12 protein-coding genes are annotated in these 13,310 nt (G+C 68.1%); 9 read left to right on the top strand and 3 right to left on the bottom strand.

Annotation, left to right across the window (positions count from 1 at the left end):
- Positions 1-431 precede the first annotated feature (431 nt).
- Entirely contained in the window at positions 432-2,900 is a 2,469-nt protein-coding gene (leuS, locus tag ACWEF2_RS11275; protein ID WP_453814275.1) for a leucine--tRNA ligase, read from the top strand.
- A 91-nt stretch (positions 2,901-2,991) separates the two neighbouring features.
- Here the strand turns inward: leuS and lexA are convergent, their stop codons facing one another.
- Positions 2,992-3,699, bottom strand: a complete 708-nt coding sequence (gene lexA / locus ACWEF2_RS11270) for a transcriptional repressor LexA (protein ID WP_355596145.1) — start codon at positions 3,697-3,699, stop codon at positions 2,992-2,994.
- Positions 3,700-4,029: 330 nt separating this feature from the next.
- On the opposite strand from lexA, the gene ACWEF2_RS11265 reads away from it, so the two are divergent.
- The 3 genes from ACWEF2_RS11265 (at position 4,030) to ACWEF2_RS11255 (ending at position 8,001) form a co-directional block, all read left to right on the top strand.
- Positions 4,030-4,302, top strand: coding sequence for a LysM peptidoglycan-binding domain-containing protein (locus ACWEF2_RS11265; protein ID WP_453814144.1), 273 nt, complete (start codon positions 4,030-4,032; stop codon positions 4,300-4,302).
- A 320-nt stretch (positions 4,303-4,622) separates the two neighbouring features.
- Complete coding sequence (gene nrdR, locus ACWEF2_RS11260; RefSeq protein WP_355596149.1) at positions 4,623-5,084, top strand: transcriptional regulator NrdR; 462 nt, start codon at positions 4,623-4,625, stop codon at positions 5,082-5,084.
- 85 nt (positions 5,085-5,169) lie between these two features.
- Positions 5,170-8,001: a vitamin B12-dependent ribonucleotide reductase gene (locus tag ACWEF2_RS11255; RefSeq protein WP_453814142.1), complete on the top strand. Its 2,832-nt coding sequence runs from the start codon at positions 5,170-5,172 to the stop codon at positions 7,999-8,001.
- Between the two features lie 338 nt (positions 8,002-8,339).
- On the opposite strand, the gene ACWEF2_RS11250 is transcribed toward ACWEF2_RS11255, so the two are convergent.
- Complete coding sequence (locus ACWEF2_RS11250) at positions 8,340-8,657, bottom strand: DUF397 domain-containing protein (protein ID WP_453814140.1); 318 nt, start codon at positions 8,655-8,657, stop codon at positions 8,340-8,342.
- A gap of 21 nt (positions 8,658-8,678) precedes the next feature.
- Complete coding sequence (locus tag ACWEF2_RS11245; protein ID WP_453814138.1) at positions 8,679-9,533, bottom strand: helix-turn-helix domain-containing protein; 855 nt, start codon at positions 9,531-9,533, stop codon at positions 8,679-8,681.
- 469 nt (positions 9,534-10,002) lie between these two features.
- On the opposite strand from ACWEF2_RS11245, the gene ACWEF2_RS11240 reads away from it, so the two are divergent.
- From ACWEF2_RS11240 to ACWEF2_RS11220, 5 genes are all read left to right on the top strand, one after another.
- Positions 10,003-10,410 (top strand): ATP-binding protein, encoded by a 408-nt coding sequence (locus tag ACWEF2_RS11240; protein WP_453814136.1) that lies wholly within the window; start codon positions 10,003-10,005, stop codon positions 10,408-10,410.
- A complete protein-coding gene (locus tag ACWEF2_RS11235) occupies positions 10,410-10,712 on the top strand; it encodes a hypothetical protein (RefSeq protein ID WP_453814134.1) in 303 nt (100 codons plus the stop codon). Before ACWEF2_RS11240 ends, ACWEF2_RS11235 begins: the two co-directional genes overlap by 1 nt.
- A gap of 149 nt (positions 10,713-10,861) precedes the next feature.
- The gene (locus ACWEF2_RS11230) at positions 10,862-11,776 is read left to right on the top strand and encodes a helix-turn-helix domain-containing protein (RefSeq protein WP_453814132.1); all 915 of its coding nucleotides are present in this window, start codon (positions 10,862-10,864) and stop codon (positions 11,774-11,776) included.
- 254 nt (positions 11,777-12,030) lie between these two features.
- Complete coding sequence (locus tag ACWEF2_RS11225; protein ID WP_453814130.1) at positions 12,031-12,423, top strand: VOC family protein; 393 nt, start codon at positions 12,031-12,033, stop codon at positions 12,421-12,423.
- A 20-nt stretch (positions 12,424-12,443) separates the two neighbouring features.
- Positions 12,444-13,307 (top strand): RNA polymerase sigma-70 factor, encoded by an 864-nt coding sequence (locus ACWEF2_RS11220; RefSeq protein ID WP_453814128.1) that lies wholly within the window; start codon positions 12,444-12,446, stop codon positions 13,305-13,307.
- The last annotated feature ends 3 nt before the right edge of the window (positions 13,308-13,310 follow it).

The following is a 13,310-nucleotide window of genomic DNA, read 5'->3' as shown; positions in this document are numbered from 1 at the left end:
GATCCTGCATCGGCAGGCCGACCTCCGAGGGATCCGGGCCCTGCCCCGGCTCGACTGAGTGTGCCACGGTGAAAAGAGTAAACTGATTAGGACATGTGAGGTCACAACGGATGCACCCCATCCGCCCGCGGCCCCTCCCGGGTACACGGATCTCCCCATTGTGCTGACCCGCCGACGCCGGTGTCCTCCGTTTGCCGTGATCGAACTCGTTTTCCCAGGCCACGAATACGACTTGCGGACTGCGATAGTCTTGGCATATGCGTGCGGTGACCCTGCTGCTTATCGGGCCGCATCGGCCTTCCCGGCGCTAGACGCCCCGCCGATGCGGCTGCCCTTCGCGTGAGCGGAGGGTTTTTCTATTGGGTCGGATGGGTCAGATCATCTGCGCGGACGTATACCGAGGGAAGATTGACGTGAGCGAGCGAGCCGACATGCAGAGCGACGAGCAGCACTACGACCCGCAGGCACTGCAGGTCAAGTGGCAGCGACGGTGGGAGGAGCTGGACCCCTTCCGGGCCTCCGACGACCCCGCCGACCCACGTGAGCGGCGCTACATGCTCGACATGTTCCCCTACCCCTCCGGCGACCTGCACATGGGCCACGCCGAGGTCTTCGCCATCGGCGACGTCGTCTCGCGCTACTGGTTCCAGCGCGGCTACAACGTGCTGCATCCCATCGGCTGGGACTCCTTCGGCCTGCCGGCCGAGAACGCCGCGATCAAGCGCAACGCGCACCCGGCCGAGTGGACCTACGCCAACATCGAGACCCAGGCCAACTCCTTCAAACGCTACGCGATCTCCTTTGACTGGTCCCGCCGCCTGCACACCAGCGACACCGACTACTACCGGTGGACACAGTGGCTGTTCCTGCGCTTCTTCGAGCGCGGCCTGGCCTACCGCAGGGGCGGCCTGGTCAACTGGTGCCCCAACGACCAGACCGTGCTGGCCAACGAGCAGGTCAAGGACGGCCGGTGCGAGCGCTGCGGCGCCGAGGTCGTCCGCCGGGAGCTGACCCAGTGGTACTTCAAGATCACTGAGTACGCCGACCGGCTGCTGGACGACATGGCGCAGCTGGAGGGCGGCTGGCCGGAGCGTGTGCTGACCATGCAGCGCAACTGGATCGGCAGATCCGAGGGCGCCGACGTCCGCTTCATGATCGAGGGCCGCGACGAGCCGGTCACCGTCTACACCACGCGTCCCGACACCCTGTACGGCGCGACCTTCTTCGTGGTCGCCCCCGACGCCCCGCTGGCCGAGGAGATCGTCTCCGACGACCGACGTGAGGCGTTCGAGGCGTACCGGGCCGAGGTCGCCAAGCTGTCCGACATCGACCGGCTCTCCACCGAGAAGGAGAAGAGCGGTGTCTTCCTGGGCCGCTACGCCGTCAACCCGGTCAACGGCGAGCGCATGCCGGTCTGGGCCGCCGACTACGTCCTGTCCGACTACGGCCACGGCGCCATCATGGCGGTTCCCGCGCACGACCAGCGCGACCTGGACTTCGCCCGGAGGTTCGGCCTGCCGGTGCGGGTCGTGGTCCACACCGGCCTGGCCGACCCGGGGGAGACCGGTGTCGCCACCGTGGGCGAGGGCTCTCTGGTCAACTCCGGCCCGCTGGACGGCCTGCCCAAGGCCGAGGCGATCCGCCGGATCGTCGAACTGCTGGCCGAGCGCGGCACCGGCAGGGCGGCGGTCAACTTCCGCCTGCGCGACTGGCTGCTCTCCCGCCAGCGCTTCTGGGGCTGCCCGATCCCGATCATTCACTGTGCCGGTTGCGGAGAGGTCCCGGTCCCGGACGACCAGCTGCCCGTCACCCTGCCCGACCTGCGCGGCGAGGCCCTGGCCCCCAAGGGGGTCTCCCCGCTGGCCTCGGCCGCCGACTGGGTCAACGTCTCCTGTCCCAAGTGCGGGGGGCCCGCCAGGCGCGACACCGACACGATGGACACCTTCGTCGACTCCTCGTGGTACTTCCTGCGCTACGTGGACCCGTCCTACTCCGGCGGCCCGTTCGACGTGGAGAAGGTCCGCGGGTGGGGCCCGATCGACCAGTACGTCGGCGGGGTGGAGCACGCGGTGCTGCACCTGCTGTACTCGCGGTTCTTCACCAAGGTCCTGCACGACATGGGCATGGTGGACTTCACCGAGCCCTTCAGCCGCCTGCTGAACCAGGGGCAGGTCATCAACCAGGGCAAGGCGATGTCCAAGTCCCTGGGCAACGGCGTCGACCTGGGTCAGCAGATCGACGCCTACGGCGTGGACGCGGTCCGGCTGACCGTGGTGTTCGCGGGTCCGCCGGAGGACGACATCGACTGGGCCGACGTCTCCCCGGCCGCGTCGCAGAAGTTCCTGGCCCGCGCGTTCCGCGTCATGGCCGAGGCCGGTGCCGCCTGTGCCCCCGGCGTGGACTTCGCCGCCGGTGACCTGGAACTGCGCAAGTTCGTCCACCGGACCATCGACGAGGTCACGAAACTGGTCGACTCCCACCGCTTCAACGTCGCGGTGGCCCGCATGATGGAGCTGACGAGCGCGGCCCGCCGAGCCATCGACTCCGGGCCCGGCGCCGCCGACCCGGCGGTCCGGGAGGCCGCGGAGACATTGGCGATCATGCTGTCGCTGGTCGCGCCGTACACCGCGGAGGAGGGCTGGGAGCGTCTGGGGCGTTCGGCCTCGGTCGCCACCGCCGGGTGGCCGACGGCCGAGGCCGCCCTGCTGGTCCAGGACTCCGTCACGTGTGTCGTGCAGGTCGCCGGCAAGGTCCGTGACCGGCTGGAGGTCTCCCCGGAGATCTCCGAGGCCGATCTGGAGGCCCTGGCGCTGGCCTCGGAGAAGGTCGGGGCCTTCCTGTCCGGCCCTCCCCGCAAGGTCATCGTCCGCGCGCCCAAGCTGGTCAACATCGTCCCTTGACGTTCCCTCCGTCCCCGGGGCGGAGGTGCCCTGCCGTTGATATCCGGATGGGAGCGGTCCCCGATCGGGGACCGCTCCCATCCGGACCGGGTCAGAGCTTGCGCAGCACCGCCACGACCTTGCCCAGCACGGTGGCCTCGTCGCCGGGGATCGGGTCGTAGTTCGGGTTGTGCGGAACCAGCCAGACGTGGCCGTCCTTGCGCTTGAAGGTCTTGACCGTGGCCTCACCGTCGATCATCGCGGCGACCACGTCGCCGTTGTCGGCCACCGGCTGCTGACGGACGACCACCCAGTCACCGTCGGCGATCGCGGCCTCGATCATCGAGTCACCGGTCACCTGGAGCAGGAAGAGCGTGCCCTCGCCGACGAGCTGCTTGGGCAGGGCGAAGACGTCTTCGACGCTCTCCTCGGCGAGGATCGGGCCGCCGGCGGCGATCCGGCCGACGAGCGGCACGTAGGCCGCGGTCGGGCGGTTGACCGGCGTCTCGTCGTCACCGGTGGGGTCCACCCAGAGCACCGGCTCGCCGGGCAGGCGCACTTCGAGGGCGCGGGGGCGGTGCGGGTCACGGCGCAGGTAACCCTTGCGCTGCAACGCCGTCAACTGGTGCGACACGCTGGAGGTGCTGGTGAGCTGCACCGCCTCGCCGATCTCCCGCATGGACGGCGGGTAGCCGCGTCGCTGCACGGAGTCGCGGATCACCTCAAGGATCTTGCGCTGCCTGGGGGTGAGGCCAAGGGAGTCGCGCCTGCGCACCGCCAGGTCGCTGACGGCCGAAGCGTTCTCATTGTGCTCGCTCATGCGATCTCCTCGCTCCCGGTCTGTACTGACTGCGTCGCACAGAGCAACCGTATCCTCGCCGAAGATCATATTCAAACAATTGTTCGAGTCGTCCTCGAAATCAGCGGCGTCGTGGTGTACAACATCGTACGGGAGTTCAATCGACATCGTGTTCGATTCATCGACCTTTCTTCGACGTGTGTTCGGCCATGTCGAGGGGATGGGGGGCGCACCGTGCAGGCGATCGAAACAAGGTGGGGGTCCCGGCGGCCGCCTGTCCGAAGGCCCGGGCCGGCGAGGGGCGGGCGCGGCCAGGCCCCGCCCCTCCGGCTCACCCGGAGGGGGAGGGTCGTGGTGGTGTCCGCGCTCACCGTCCTGACCCTGGGGGCCCTCTGGGTCGGCGCCCGCATCGACGCGGCCTCGGCGGGTGAGCGCAGGAGCCGCGAGGGGCTGCCGTGGGTCGTGGTGCGCAAGGGCGACTCGCTGTGGAAGATCGCCGAGGCGGTCACCACGGAGGGTGATCCCGCCTCGATGGTCCGCCTGATAATGGATGTCAACGACCTGTCCGACTCGGTGATCCAGCCGGGGGCGCGGCTCCATCTGCCCGGCGGTTCGGCCCGCTGAGAGGCCGGCGGGTCCGCCGGCGGGGAGGGGGGTGCGGGAGTGGCCGGAGGGGCGACACGCCCGGCCGTCCCCGGTGCGATGCGCTGATCAGGGACTTCGGCTCGCGGGGCCTGCCTAACTTGCGTTCATGGGCCGACACTTCTACGGTTGGACCACAACATCTAGTGGCTTCATCGCTCTACTCCACCATAGATTGTGTTTCTATTACCGCATCTCGACCATTCGAGGGGCGCGCGCGAGCGTCTTCGCGTGGAGGCTGTGGAGCACCTGGAGTAACACGAGAAAGGTGAGCCGCTAGGCAGGTCGAGGAGGCGACGCGCGTGCACTGTCCGTTCTGTCGTCACCCTGACACGCGGGTCATCGACAGCCGGTCCACCGAGGACGGCGGGGCAATCCGCCGCAGACGCACCTGCCCGGAGTGCGGACGCAGGTTCACCACGCAGGAGACGGTGTTGCTCATGGTGAGCAAACGCAGCGGGGTGACCGAGCCGTTCTTCAGGGACAAGGTGATCGCCGGAGTCCGGCGGGCGTGCCAGGGGCGGCCGGTCGACGAGGACTCGCTGGCCCAGCTGGGTCAGCGGGTCGAGGAGAGCATCCGGGCGACCGGGGCCGCGGAGATCGCGGCGCACGAGGTCGGGCTGGCGATCCTGGGCCCGCTCCGCGAGCTGGACGAGGTGGCCTATCTGCGATTCGCCTCCGTCTACCGCGGGTTCGAGACCCTGGCCGACTTCGAGGTCGAGATCGAGCAGTTGCGCGCGGAGCGGTCCGCCGGACACGACTGAGCCAGGCCCCGGGCGCCGGGGGAGAGCGGCGCGTTGATGTGGTCCGACTCAAGGGCTCCACACGGAGCCCCGGAAGGGGGAAGTCATGACGGAGACGGTCAGTGGCGCAGCCGCGCGTGGGGGCAAGCGGCCGCGTAAGGGGTTGAAGATGAAGCGCATCTTCACCACGCCCGGAGTGCATCCCTACGACGAGTTGTCCTGGGAGCGCCGCGACGTCGTCATGACCAACTGGCGGGACGGTTCGATCAACTTCGAGCAGCGGGGCGTGGAGTTCCCCGGGTTCTGGTCGGTCAACGCCGCCAACATCGTGACCACCAAGTACTTCCGCGGCGCGGTCGGCACCCCGCAGCGCGAGTGGAGCCTCAAGCAGCTCGTCGACCGCGTGGTGGGCGTCTACACCAGGACCGCGGTCGAGGAGGGATACTTCGCCACCGAGGAGGACGCCGAGATCTTCGACCACGAGCTCAAGCACGCTCTGGTCAACCAGGTCTTCAGCTTCAACTCGCCGGTCTGGTTCAACGTCGGCACCGCCTCACCGCAGCAGGTCAGCGCCTGCTTCATCCTCGCGGTCGACGACCAGATGGAGTCCATCCTCGACTGGTACAAGGAAGAGGGTGTGATCTTCAAGGGGGGTTCGGGCTCCGGCGTGAACCTCTCCCGGATCCGCTCGTCGAAGGAGCTGCTCTCCAGCGGCGGTACGGCCAGCGGCCCGGTCTCCTTCATGCGCGGCGCGGACGCCTCGGCGGGCACCATCAAGTCCGGCGGCGCCACCCGCCGCGCGGCCAAGATGGTCGTCCTGGACGTGGACCACCCCGACATCGAGGAGTTCATCGAGACCAAGGCGCGCGAGGAGGACAAGATCCGCGCGCTGCGCGACGCCGGGTTCGACATGGACCTGGGCGGCAAGGACATCGTCTCCGTCCAGTACCAGAACGCCAACAACTCCGTGCGCGTCTCCGACGAGTTCATGCGCGCGGTGCAGGACGGCGCCGAGTTCGGCCTGCGCGCCCGCCTCACCGGCGAGGTCATCGAGACGGTCGACGCCAGGGGCCTGTTCCGGAAGATGGCCAAGGCGGCCTGGGAGTGCGCCGACCCCGGAGTCCAGTACGACGACACCATCAACGACTGGCACACCAGCCCGGAGACGGGCCGCATCACCGCCAGCAACCCGTGCTCGGAGTACCTCCACCTGGACAACTCCTCCTGCAACCTGGCCAGTATCAACCTGCTGAAGTTCCTGAAGGACGACAACTCCTTCGACATCGCGAGCTTCGTGAAGATCACTGAGTTGATCATCACCGCGATGGACGCCTCCATCACCTTCGCGGACTTCCCGACCGAGAAGATCGACCAGACCACCCGGGCCTACCGTCAGCTGGGCATCGGCTACGCCAACCTCGGCGCGCTGCTGATGGCCACCGGCCACGCCTACGACTCCGAGGGCGGGCGGGCCATCGCCGGTGCCATCACCTCGCTGATGACCGGAACCTCCTACCGCCGCAGCGCCGAGCTGGCCGCGGTCGTGGGCCCCTACGACGGCTACGCCCGCAACGCCGACGCGCACAAGCGGGTCATGCACAAGCACGCCGCCGCCAGCCACGATCTGCGCACGGTGGGGAGCGTCGACCGGGCGGTGCACGCCGAGGCCTCCCGCCAGTGGGCGGAGTGCCTGAGGCTCGGCGACAAGAACGGCTACCGCAACGCCCAGGCCTCGCTGCTCGCGCCCACCGGCACCATCGGCCTGATGATGGACTGCGACACCACCGGCATCGAGCCCGACCTCGCCCTGGTCAAGTTCAAGAAGCTCGTCGGCGGCGGCTCAATGCAGATCGTCAACCAGACGATCCCCCGCGCGCTGCGGCAGCTCGGCTACCCGGAGGAGCAGGTCGAGGCGATCGTCGAGTACATCGCGGCCCACGGCCACGTCGTCGACGCCCCCGGCCTCAAGCCCGAGCACTACGAGGTGTTCGACTGCGCCATGGGCGAGCGGGCCATCGCCCCGATGGGCCACGTGCGGATGATGGCCGCGGCCCAGCCGTTCCTGTCCGGCGCCATCTCCAAGACGGTCAACCTGCCCGAGTCCGCGACGATCGAGGACATCGAGCAGGTTTACCAGGAGGGCTGGAAGCTCGGGCTCAAGGCCCTGGCCGTCTACCGGGACAACTGCAAGGTCGGCCAGCCGCTCTCCGCCGCGGGCGGAAAGTCCCAGGAGAAGGCCGAGCCCACTGAGCCGGAGATCCAGGTCGTGGAGGTCAGCCGCCCGACCCGTCGCCGGATGCCGAACCAGCGGCCCGGCACCACCACCCGCTTCACCGTGGGCGGCGCCAAGGGTTACATGACCGCCTCGTCCTACCCCGACGACGGTCTCGGCGAGGTCTTCCTGAAGATGTCCAAGCAGGGCTCCACCCTCGCGGGCGTCATGGACGCCTTCTCGGTGGCCATCTCCATCGGCCTGCAGTACGGCGTGCCGCTGGACACCTACGTCGGCAAGTTCGTCAACATGCGCTTCGACCCGGCCGGCATGACCGACGACCCGGACATCCGGATGGCCGCCTCGGTGATGGACTACATCTTCCGCCGCCTGGCCCTGGACCACCTGCCCTACGACGACCGGGCCGCTCTCGGGATCTTCTCCGCGTCCGAGCGCGCCGCCCAGCAGCGCGGCGAGGACCCGGCCCCGATCCCCGCCGACGAGGTCATCGCCGAGCTGGCCACCTCGGCCCCCATCGAGGCGCCGCAGTCCCGTCCGGAGGCTGCACTCGTGGTGACCGCCGCGCCGCAGGAGGCCGGTTCCCTGGAGTCCCATCGGGGCCGTACCGCCGACGCCCCGCTCTGCATGACCTGCGGCACCAAGATGCGCCCGGCCGGCAGCTGCTACGTCTGCGAGGGCTGCGGCTCCACCAGCGGCTGCAGCTGAAAGACGGCCCCATGGATCTTTTGAGGTTCGTGAGGTAGCGGGTAAAGGGGGGTCGATGTGAGTCGGCTCCCCTTTTACGCGTCCCTGTGGGGTGATACCTGGGTGGGACCATGGTGTAGGTGATGCGACGACCGCGTAGATTTCACGGAACTCCTAACGACCCCTGACCGCTGCTCGGTGACGTCACTCACGATCGAGGAAGGTCAGGCTCATCAGTGCTTTTCGCGGGTGGAGAGCCTTGGATGATGGGGTTCGGCCCCCTGGGCCGATTTCTCGGCCTGTGGTGAGTCCAGCCCGCTGGGAAAACTCATCAAGAGGGAAGGCCGCCTTCTTACCTGTCACGTTCCGCGGTGCTTGGTCAGGTCGTCGAAGTTACTTCCCTTGACGCCGCTGAGAAAGGCAGCCCACTCGGACGGAGAGAAGGCCAGTACCGTGCCGTTGGGGTCCTTGGAGTCACGGACCACGAAGAGGCGCTCGGAGTCCACCCCGGCCTCGGCTTCAGCCTGGACATCATCGGCCAGGGTGACTTCGATGCGGTTTGAGCCGTTTCCGCTGAGGGAGCTCTTGTGCCAGACGCCGACCTCGACACAGTTCTGTCCCGCACCACTAGAGGAACTCTTGCGCCACACGACACGGGACAGATCTAGTTCAGACATTCCGTACCCCTTTCGTAACCGTCAGCCAAGCTGAGCTGCTGCCTCTGTGATGAGACGCCGGGAGTCATCTGGGTCCAGCGCCTTGGCGCGGAGGTGGTCAAATGCCACCGTATAACGGTAGACATCCGCATCGCTCTCCACATAAAGACTGTCCGTCAGGTTCTCCAGAAACACCACATCCGGGTCTGACCGTTCGGGGAACTGAAGGATTTCAAACGCGCCGCTCGTGCCCGAGTGAGCCCCAGCGGCGAACGGCAGGATTTGGAGGGTTACGTTGGGCGAATCCGTTACTTCAAGAAGTCGCTTGAACTGGGATCGCATCACAGCAGGCCCGCCAACGGCACGGCGGACGCCGGCTTCGTCAATGATCGTCCAGAGACGAAGAGGGTCTTTCCGAGTGAGTAGTTCCTGCCTGGCCATGCGGACTTCGAGACGGCTTGCAACCTCACCGGGGGGTGAGAGAACCAAGCCCGCACGGATGATGGCACGAGCGTAGTCCTCGGTCTGGAGGAGACCGGGAAGGATCAAGGGCGCGAAGCTACGCATCGAGATGGCCTCGGCTTCGAGACCGATGTAGGCGGCATATTCGCTGGAGAGATCGCTGTACGCCTGCCACCAGCCCTTCTTGCGGGCGTCCCGTGTGAGTCTGAGCAGCTCCTCCTGCCTGGAACCATCTACCTTGTAGAGATCAAGGAGGCGTCCGACATCCTTGGGAACGACACCTACCCGCGACGTCTCGATCCGCGAGAGCTTGGTGGCGGACCAGCCGAGCTGCTCTCCGACCTCCTCCAGGGTTAGCTGAGCGCGTTCGCGCAGGTGACGAAGCTCAGAGGCCAGTCGACGCCTACGTACCGTGGGACTTCCCGTTTGCCTCATGTTCACCCTCCCTTGAACCGTGGCCAACAGTAGCGGTTTCCTGACGTAGAGTGCCGAAGCTTTCTGGGAAGCAATTTTGCCTTTCAGGTGGCGCACTTGTGGCAGTCGATGCATGCTCTATGCGTATGGCCGATCACTATCCGTAGAAGTTGACGGCCAAGGGAAGCGCCACACGGCTGCGAGATCCACGAAGGGCAGGCGATCAGATGAAGGTGCGTGATCTTCGATGGTGGGATGCCCACCTGGTTGAGTTGGCGTGGGAGTTGAACGATCTGGGGTTCGACTCCGTGGTCAGGTTTCCTCCCGGTCGGCGGCCGAGTCTGGAGATCTTCCTCCCGCCGGAGCCGCGCAGGGGCAGAACGGCCCAGCGGGACCGTACTCCGGCCTCTTCCCGGGTCCGGCAGCGCGACCGGCGGTTTCAGGATCGGGTTCGGGGCGCCTTCGAGTGGATCGCGAAGACGGTGGCTGCGTGAAGGCGCTGGGGCTGCTGGGGCAGGTCGTCCTTCCCGGGGAGGTCGCCTCCGTCCCCAGAGCCCGGCACTACGTCCGTGACCTGCTGGCCGCCGCCGGTCACGCGCACCACGACGACGCGCTGCTGCTGGTCACCGAGCTCGTCACCAACGCGGTGCGCCATTCGTGTTCGGGCCGGCCCGGCGGCCGGGTGACGGTCGCGGTGGCCGACTGCGACGGGATGCTCCACATCACGGTGATCGACGCCGGATCGGCCGACCGACGGCCCCGGCTCCGCGCGGAGCCGGACGGCGCCGGAGGCGGCGGGCGCGGGCTCTGGCTGGTCCAGGAGCTCTCGTCGGCCTGGGGTTGGCAGGAGATTCCGGCCGGACGCGCGGTCTGGTTCCAGGTGCCGGGGGTGAGGTGATGATCCAGTGGGAGTACCCGCCACGCTGCCGGGATCCGCACGTGCTGTCCGCGCGGTCGCACTGCGAGGCGCTGCTGTGGAACGCTCCAAAAGATCCGCGGGGCAAGGAACGGGTCCGGCTGGTCACCTGGACCTGTGACTGCGGCCCGGCCTTCTTCGAGTTGTGCGAGGTGGGCGGCATGAGGTTCATCCGCAGGACCCAGCGCGTACGGGGAACGCTGTCGATCAAGGAGACCGACCGGTGGCCGCCCGGCGAGGCGGACGCCATGTGGACCGCCCTCCTCCACGGCCTGGTGCGATAGGCGCCCCCGGTGCGGACGGCCTTTCGGGTGCCCTGGCGGGGCCGGAGCGAGGGGGCGACATGGTGGCGGACGGACCGGGTGGTCGTCTCGGAGGGCTGCCGTCCGCGTGGCTTGAGTCTCCAGTGGGTGGAGCATGCACAGTGGTCGTCGTGAGCGAAGGCACGGAGTTCTTCACCATCGGGCAGCTTGCTCGCCGTACCGGCCTGCCGGTGCGGACGATCCGCTTCTGGTCCGACATCGGCGTGGTCCCGCCCGCCGGTCGGTCGAGTGGCGGTTACCGCCTCTACGACGCGGAGGCGGTGGCTCGTCTTGACCTTGTCCGGACTCTCCGTGAGCTCGGATTGGGTCTCGACATCGTCCGGGAGGTGCTGTGCCGGAACACCACCGTCGCCCAGGTGGCCGAGACGCATGTCTCGGCGCTGGACGCGGAGATCCGTACCCTGCGGCTGCGCCGCGCCGTGCTCAGCACGGTGGCCAAGCGCGGCAGCACGATCGAGGAGGCACTGCTGATGCACAGACTGGCCAGGCTGTCCGCCCAGGAGCGGCAGCAGATCATCGATGACTTCGTCGACCGGGCCTTCGCCGGGGTCGCCCCCGGCGCACCCGCGCTCGGCATAGCGGACAACATGCGGCGGGTGAACGCCGACCTGCCCGACGACCCGGCTCCGGAACAGGTGGACGCCTGGATGGAACTGGCCGAACTCGTCGCCGACGAGGACTTCCAGCGACGGGTACGGCAGATGGTGGTCGCCGGAGGGGAGACCGACCGGCCCGAGTCCGACCTGGACCACACCTCCGTCCTGGAGCATGTCGGACGGGCACTGGAGGAGGGGATCGCCCCCGACTCGGCCGAGGGCCGGGCCGTCCTGGACCGCGTCGTGGCCCCCGGCACCTCGGCGGCGGAACGTGAGCGGCTGGTCGAGCAGATCGAGACGTTCACCGACGTCCGGGTGGAGCGCTACTGGCAACTGCTGGGCGTCATCAACGGCCGTCCTCCGTTCCCTTCGGCCGTCCCCGTCTTCGAGTGGCTGATCGCCGCTCTCCGCGCGGGCGGCGATTCCTGAACGGCGGTCGGCTCTCAGCCGAGCCGGGAGAACGGATCGGCTGAGGGGTGAGCACGTCCGGCGGCACGGTTCCCGGCGTGTCCGATTCCTGCAAGACCACGGTCGGCCCGTCCGATTAGGTTGATCCGTGTGGACACGATCCGGGGACCGACGTCTTCGCCGGCCGTGCCCACCTCGCGGTGTCGGGGGTGGGCGCCGGTCCGGCCCGGATCCGCCACGGCACCCCGTTTTCGCCGGTCGGAAGGAAAGCCGATATGGAAGCTCAACTTGATGTCATCGGTCTCATCGTCGAGGACATGGCCCGATCACTGGCGTTCTACCGCAGGCTGGGCCTGAAACCGCCGCCGGAGGCGGACGGAGAGCCGCACGTCGAGGTGGTGCTGCCCGGCGGGCTGCGCCTGGCCTGGGACACGGTGGAGACCATCCACTCGTTCGATCCGGACTGGCGGCCGCCCGGCGGCGGGCACCGGGTCTCCCTGGCCTTCCGGTTCGGCGCCCCTGCCGAGGTCGACGCCGCCTATGACGAGCTGGTCTCGCTGGGATACCAAGGGGCCAAGAAACCCTGGGACGCCTTCTGGGGGCAGCGTTACGCCGTTGTCCACGACCCGGACGGCAACGCCGTCGACCTGTTCTCCCCGAACAGCTGACAGAACGTCAGACTGGGTGGGTGATCGAGGATTTCGAGTCTCAGCGGCGGAGAATGTTCAGCCTGGCCTACCGGATGCTCGGCTCGGCGGCCGAGGCCGAGGATGTCGTCCAGGACGCCTACCTGCGCTGGCACGGGGCCGAAAGGCAGCACATCGGATCGCTTGGGGCATGGCTGGCCAAGGTGGTCACCAACCTCTGTCTCAACCGGTTGACCTCGGCTCGTGCCACCCGTGAGCGCTATGTCGGCTTCTGGCTTCCCGAGCCCGTGGCGTCCGGTGCGCTCGGTCCGATGGAGACCGCCGAGCAGCGTGATTCGGTGTCCATGGCCTTCCTGGTCCTGATGGAACGGCTCACGCCGGCCGAGCGAGCGGTGTTCGTGTTGCGAGAGGCGTTCTCGTACGGCTACCGCGAGATCGCCGAGGTGCTCGACCTGTCCGAGGCCAACTGCCGTCAGCTCCTGCTCCGGGCTCGAAGGCGGGTCGGTGAACCCCGCAGGTTCGACCCTCCGGGCGAGCGGCGGCGGAGGATCGTGGAGCTGTTCCTGACGGCCGCGCGGAGTGGTGACCTGGCCGGGCTGGAACAGGTGCTCGCCGCCGACGTGACGGCCTGGGCGGACGGAGGGGGCAGGGTCACCGCGGCGCTGCGGCCGGTTGTGGGCCGGGCCAAGGTCGTCCGCTACGTGGCCGGGATCGCGGGCAGGTACAGGGCCGGGGCGGAGCTGGCCTATGCCGAGGTCAACGGGCAGGACGGGATTCTCGCCTGGCGCGGGGGCGACCTGGTCACCGTCTTCGTGGTGGAGGTCGCGGACGGACGGGTCGCCGGGCTGCGTACGATCCTGAATCCAGAGAAGTTGTCACATTTTCGAGGACTCGCCGGTTCATAGGTG

It is taken from the genome of Streptosporangium sp. NPDC004631 (genome assembly GCF_053601935.1).
Note: the sequence above shows the minus strand (reverse complement) of the source record. Positions and strands in the feature narration are given on the sequence as shown.

What these genes read in the sequence shown, in the direction of transcription:
- leuS (WP_453814275.1), top strand. Translation starts at nt 432, where the DNA reads ATGCAGAGCGACGAGCAGCACTACGACCCGCAGGCACTGCAGGTCAAG.
- lexA (WP_355596145.1), bottom strand. Translation starts at nt 3,699, where the DNA reads ATGAGCGAGCACAATGAGAACGCTTCGGCCGTCAGCGACCTGGCGGTG.
- ACWEF2_RS11255 (WP_453814142.1), top strand. Translation starts at nt 5,170, where the DNA reads ATGACGGAGACGGTCAGTGGCGCAGCCGCGCGTGGGGGCAAGCGGCCG.
- ACWEF2_RS11250 (WP_453814140.1), bottom strand. Translation starts at nt 8,657, where the DNA reads ATGTCTGAACTAGATCTGTCCCGTGTCGTGTGGCGCAAGAGTTCCTCT.
- ACWEF2_RS11245 (WP_453814138.1), bottom strand. Translation starts at nt 9,533, where the DNA reads ATGAGGCAAACGGGAAGTCCCACGGTACGTAGGCGTCGACTGGCCTCT.
- ACWEF2_RS11235 (WP_453814134.1), top strand. Translation starts at nt 10,410, where the DNA reads ATGATCCAGTGGGAGTACCCGCCACGCTGCCGGGATCCGCACGTGCTG.
- ACWEF2_RS11225 (WP_453814130.1), top strand. Translation starts at nt 12,031, where the DNA reads ATGGAAGCTCAACTTGATGTCATCGGTCTCATCGTCGAGGACATGGCC.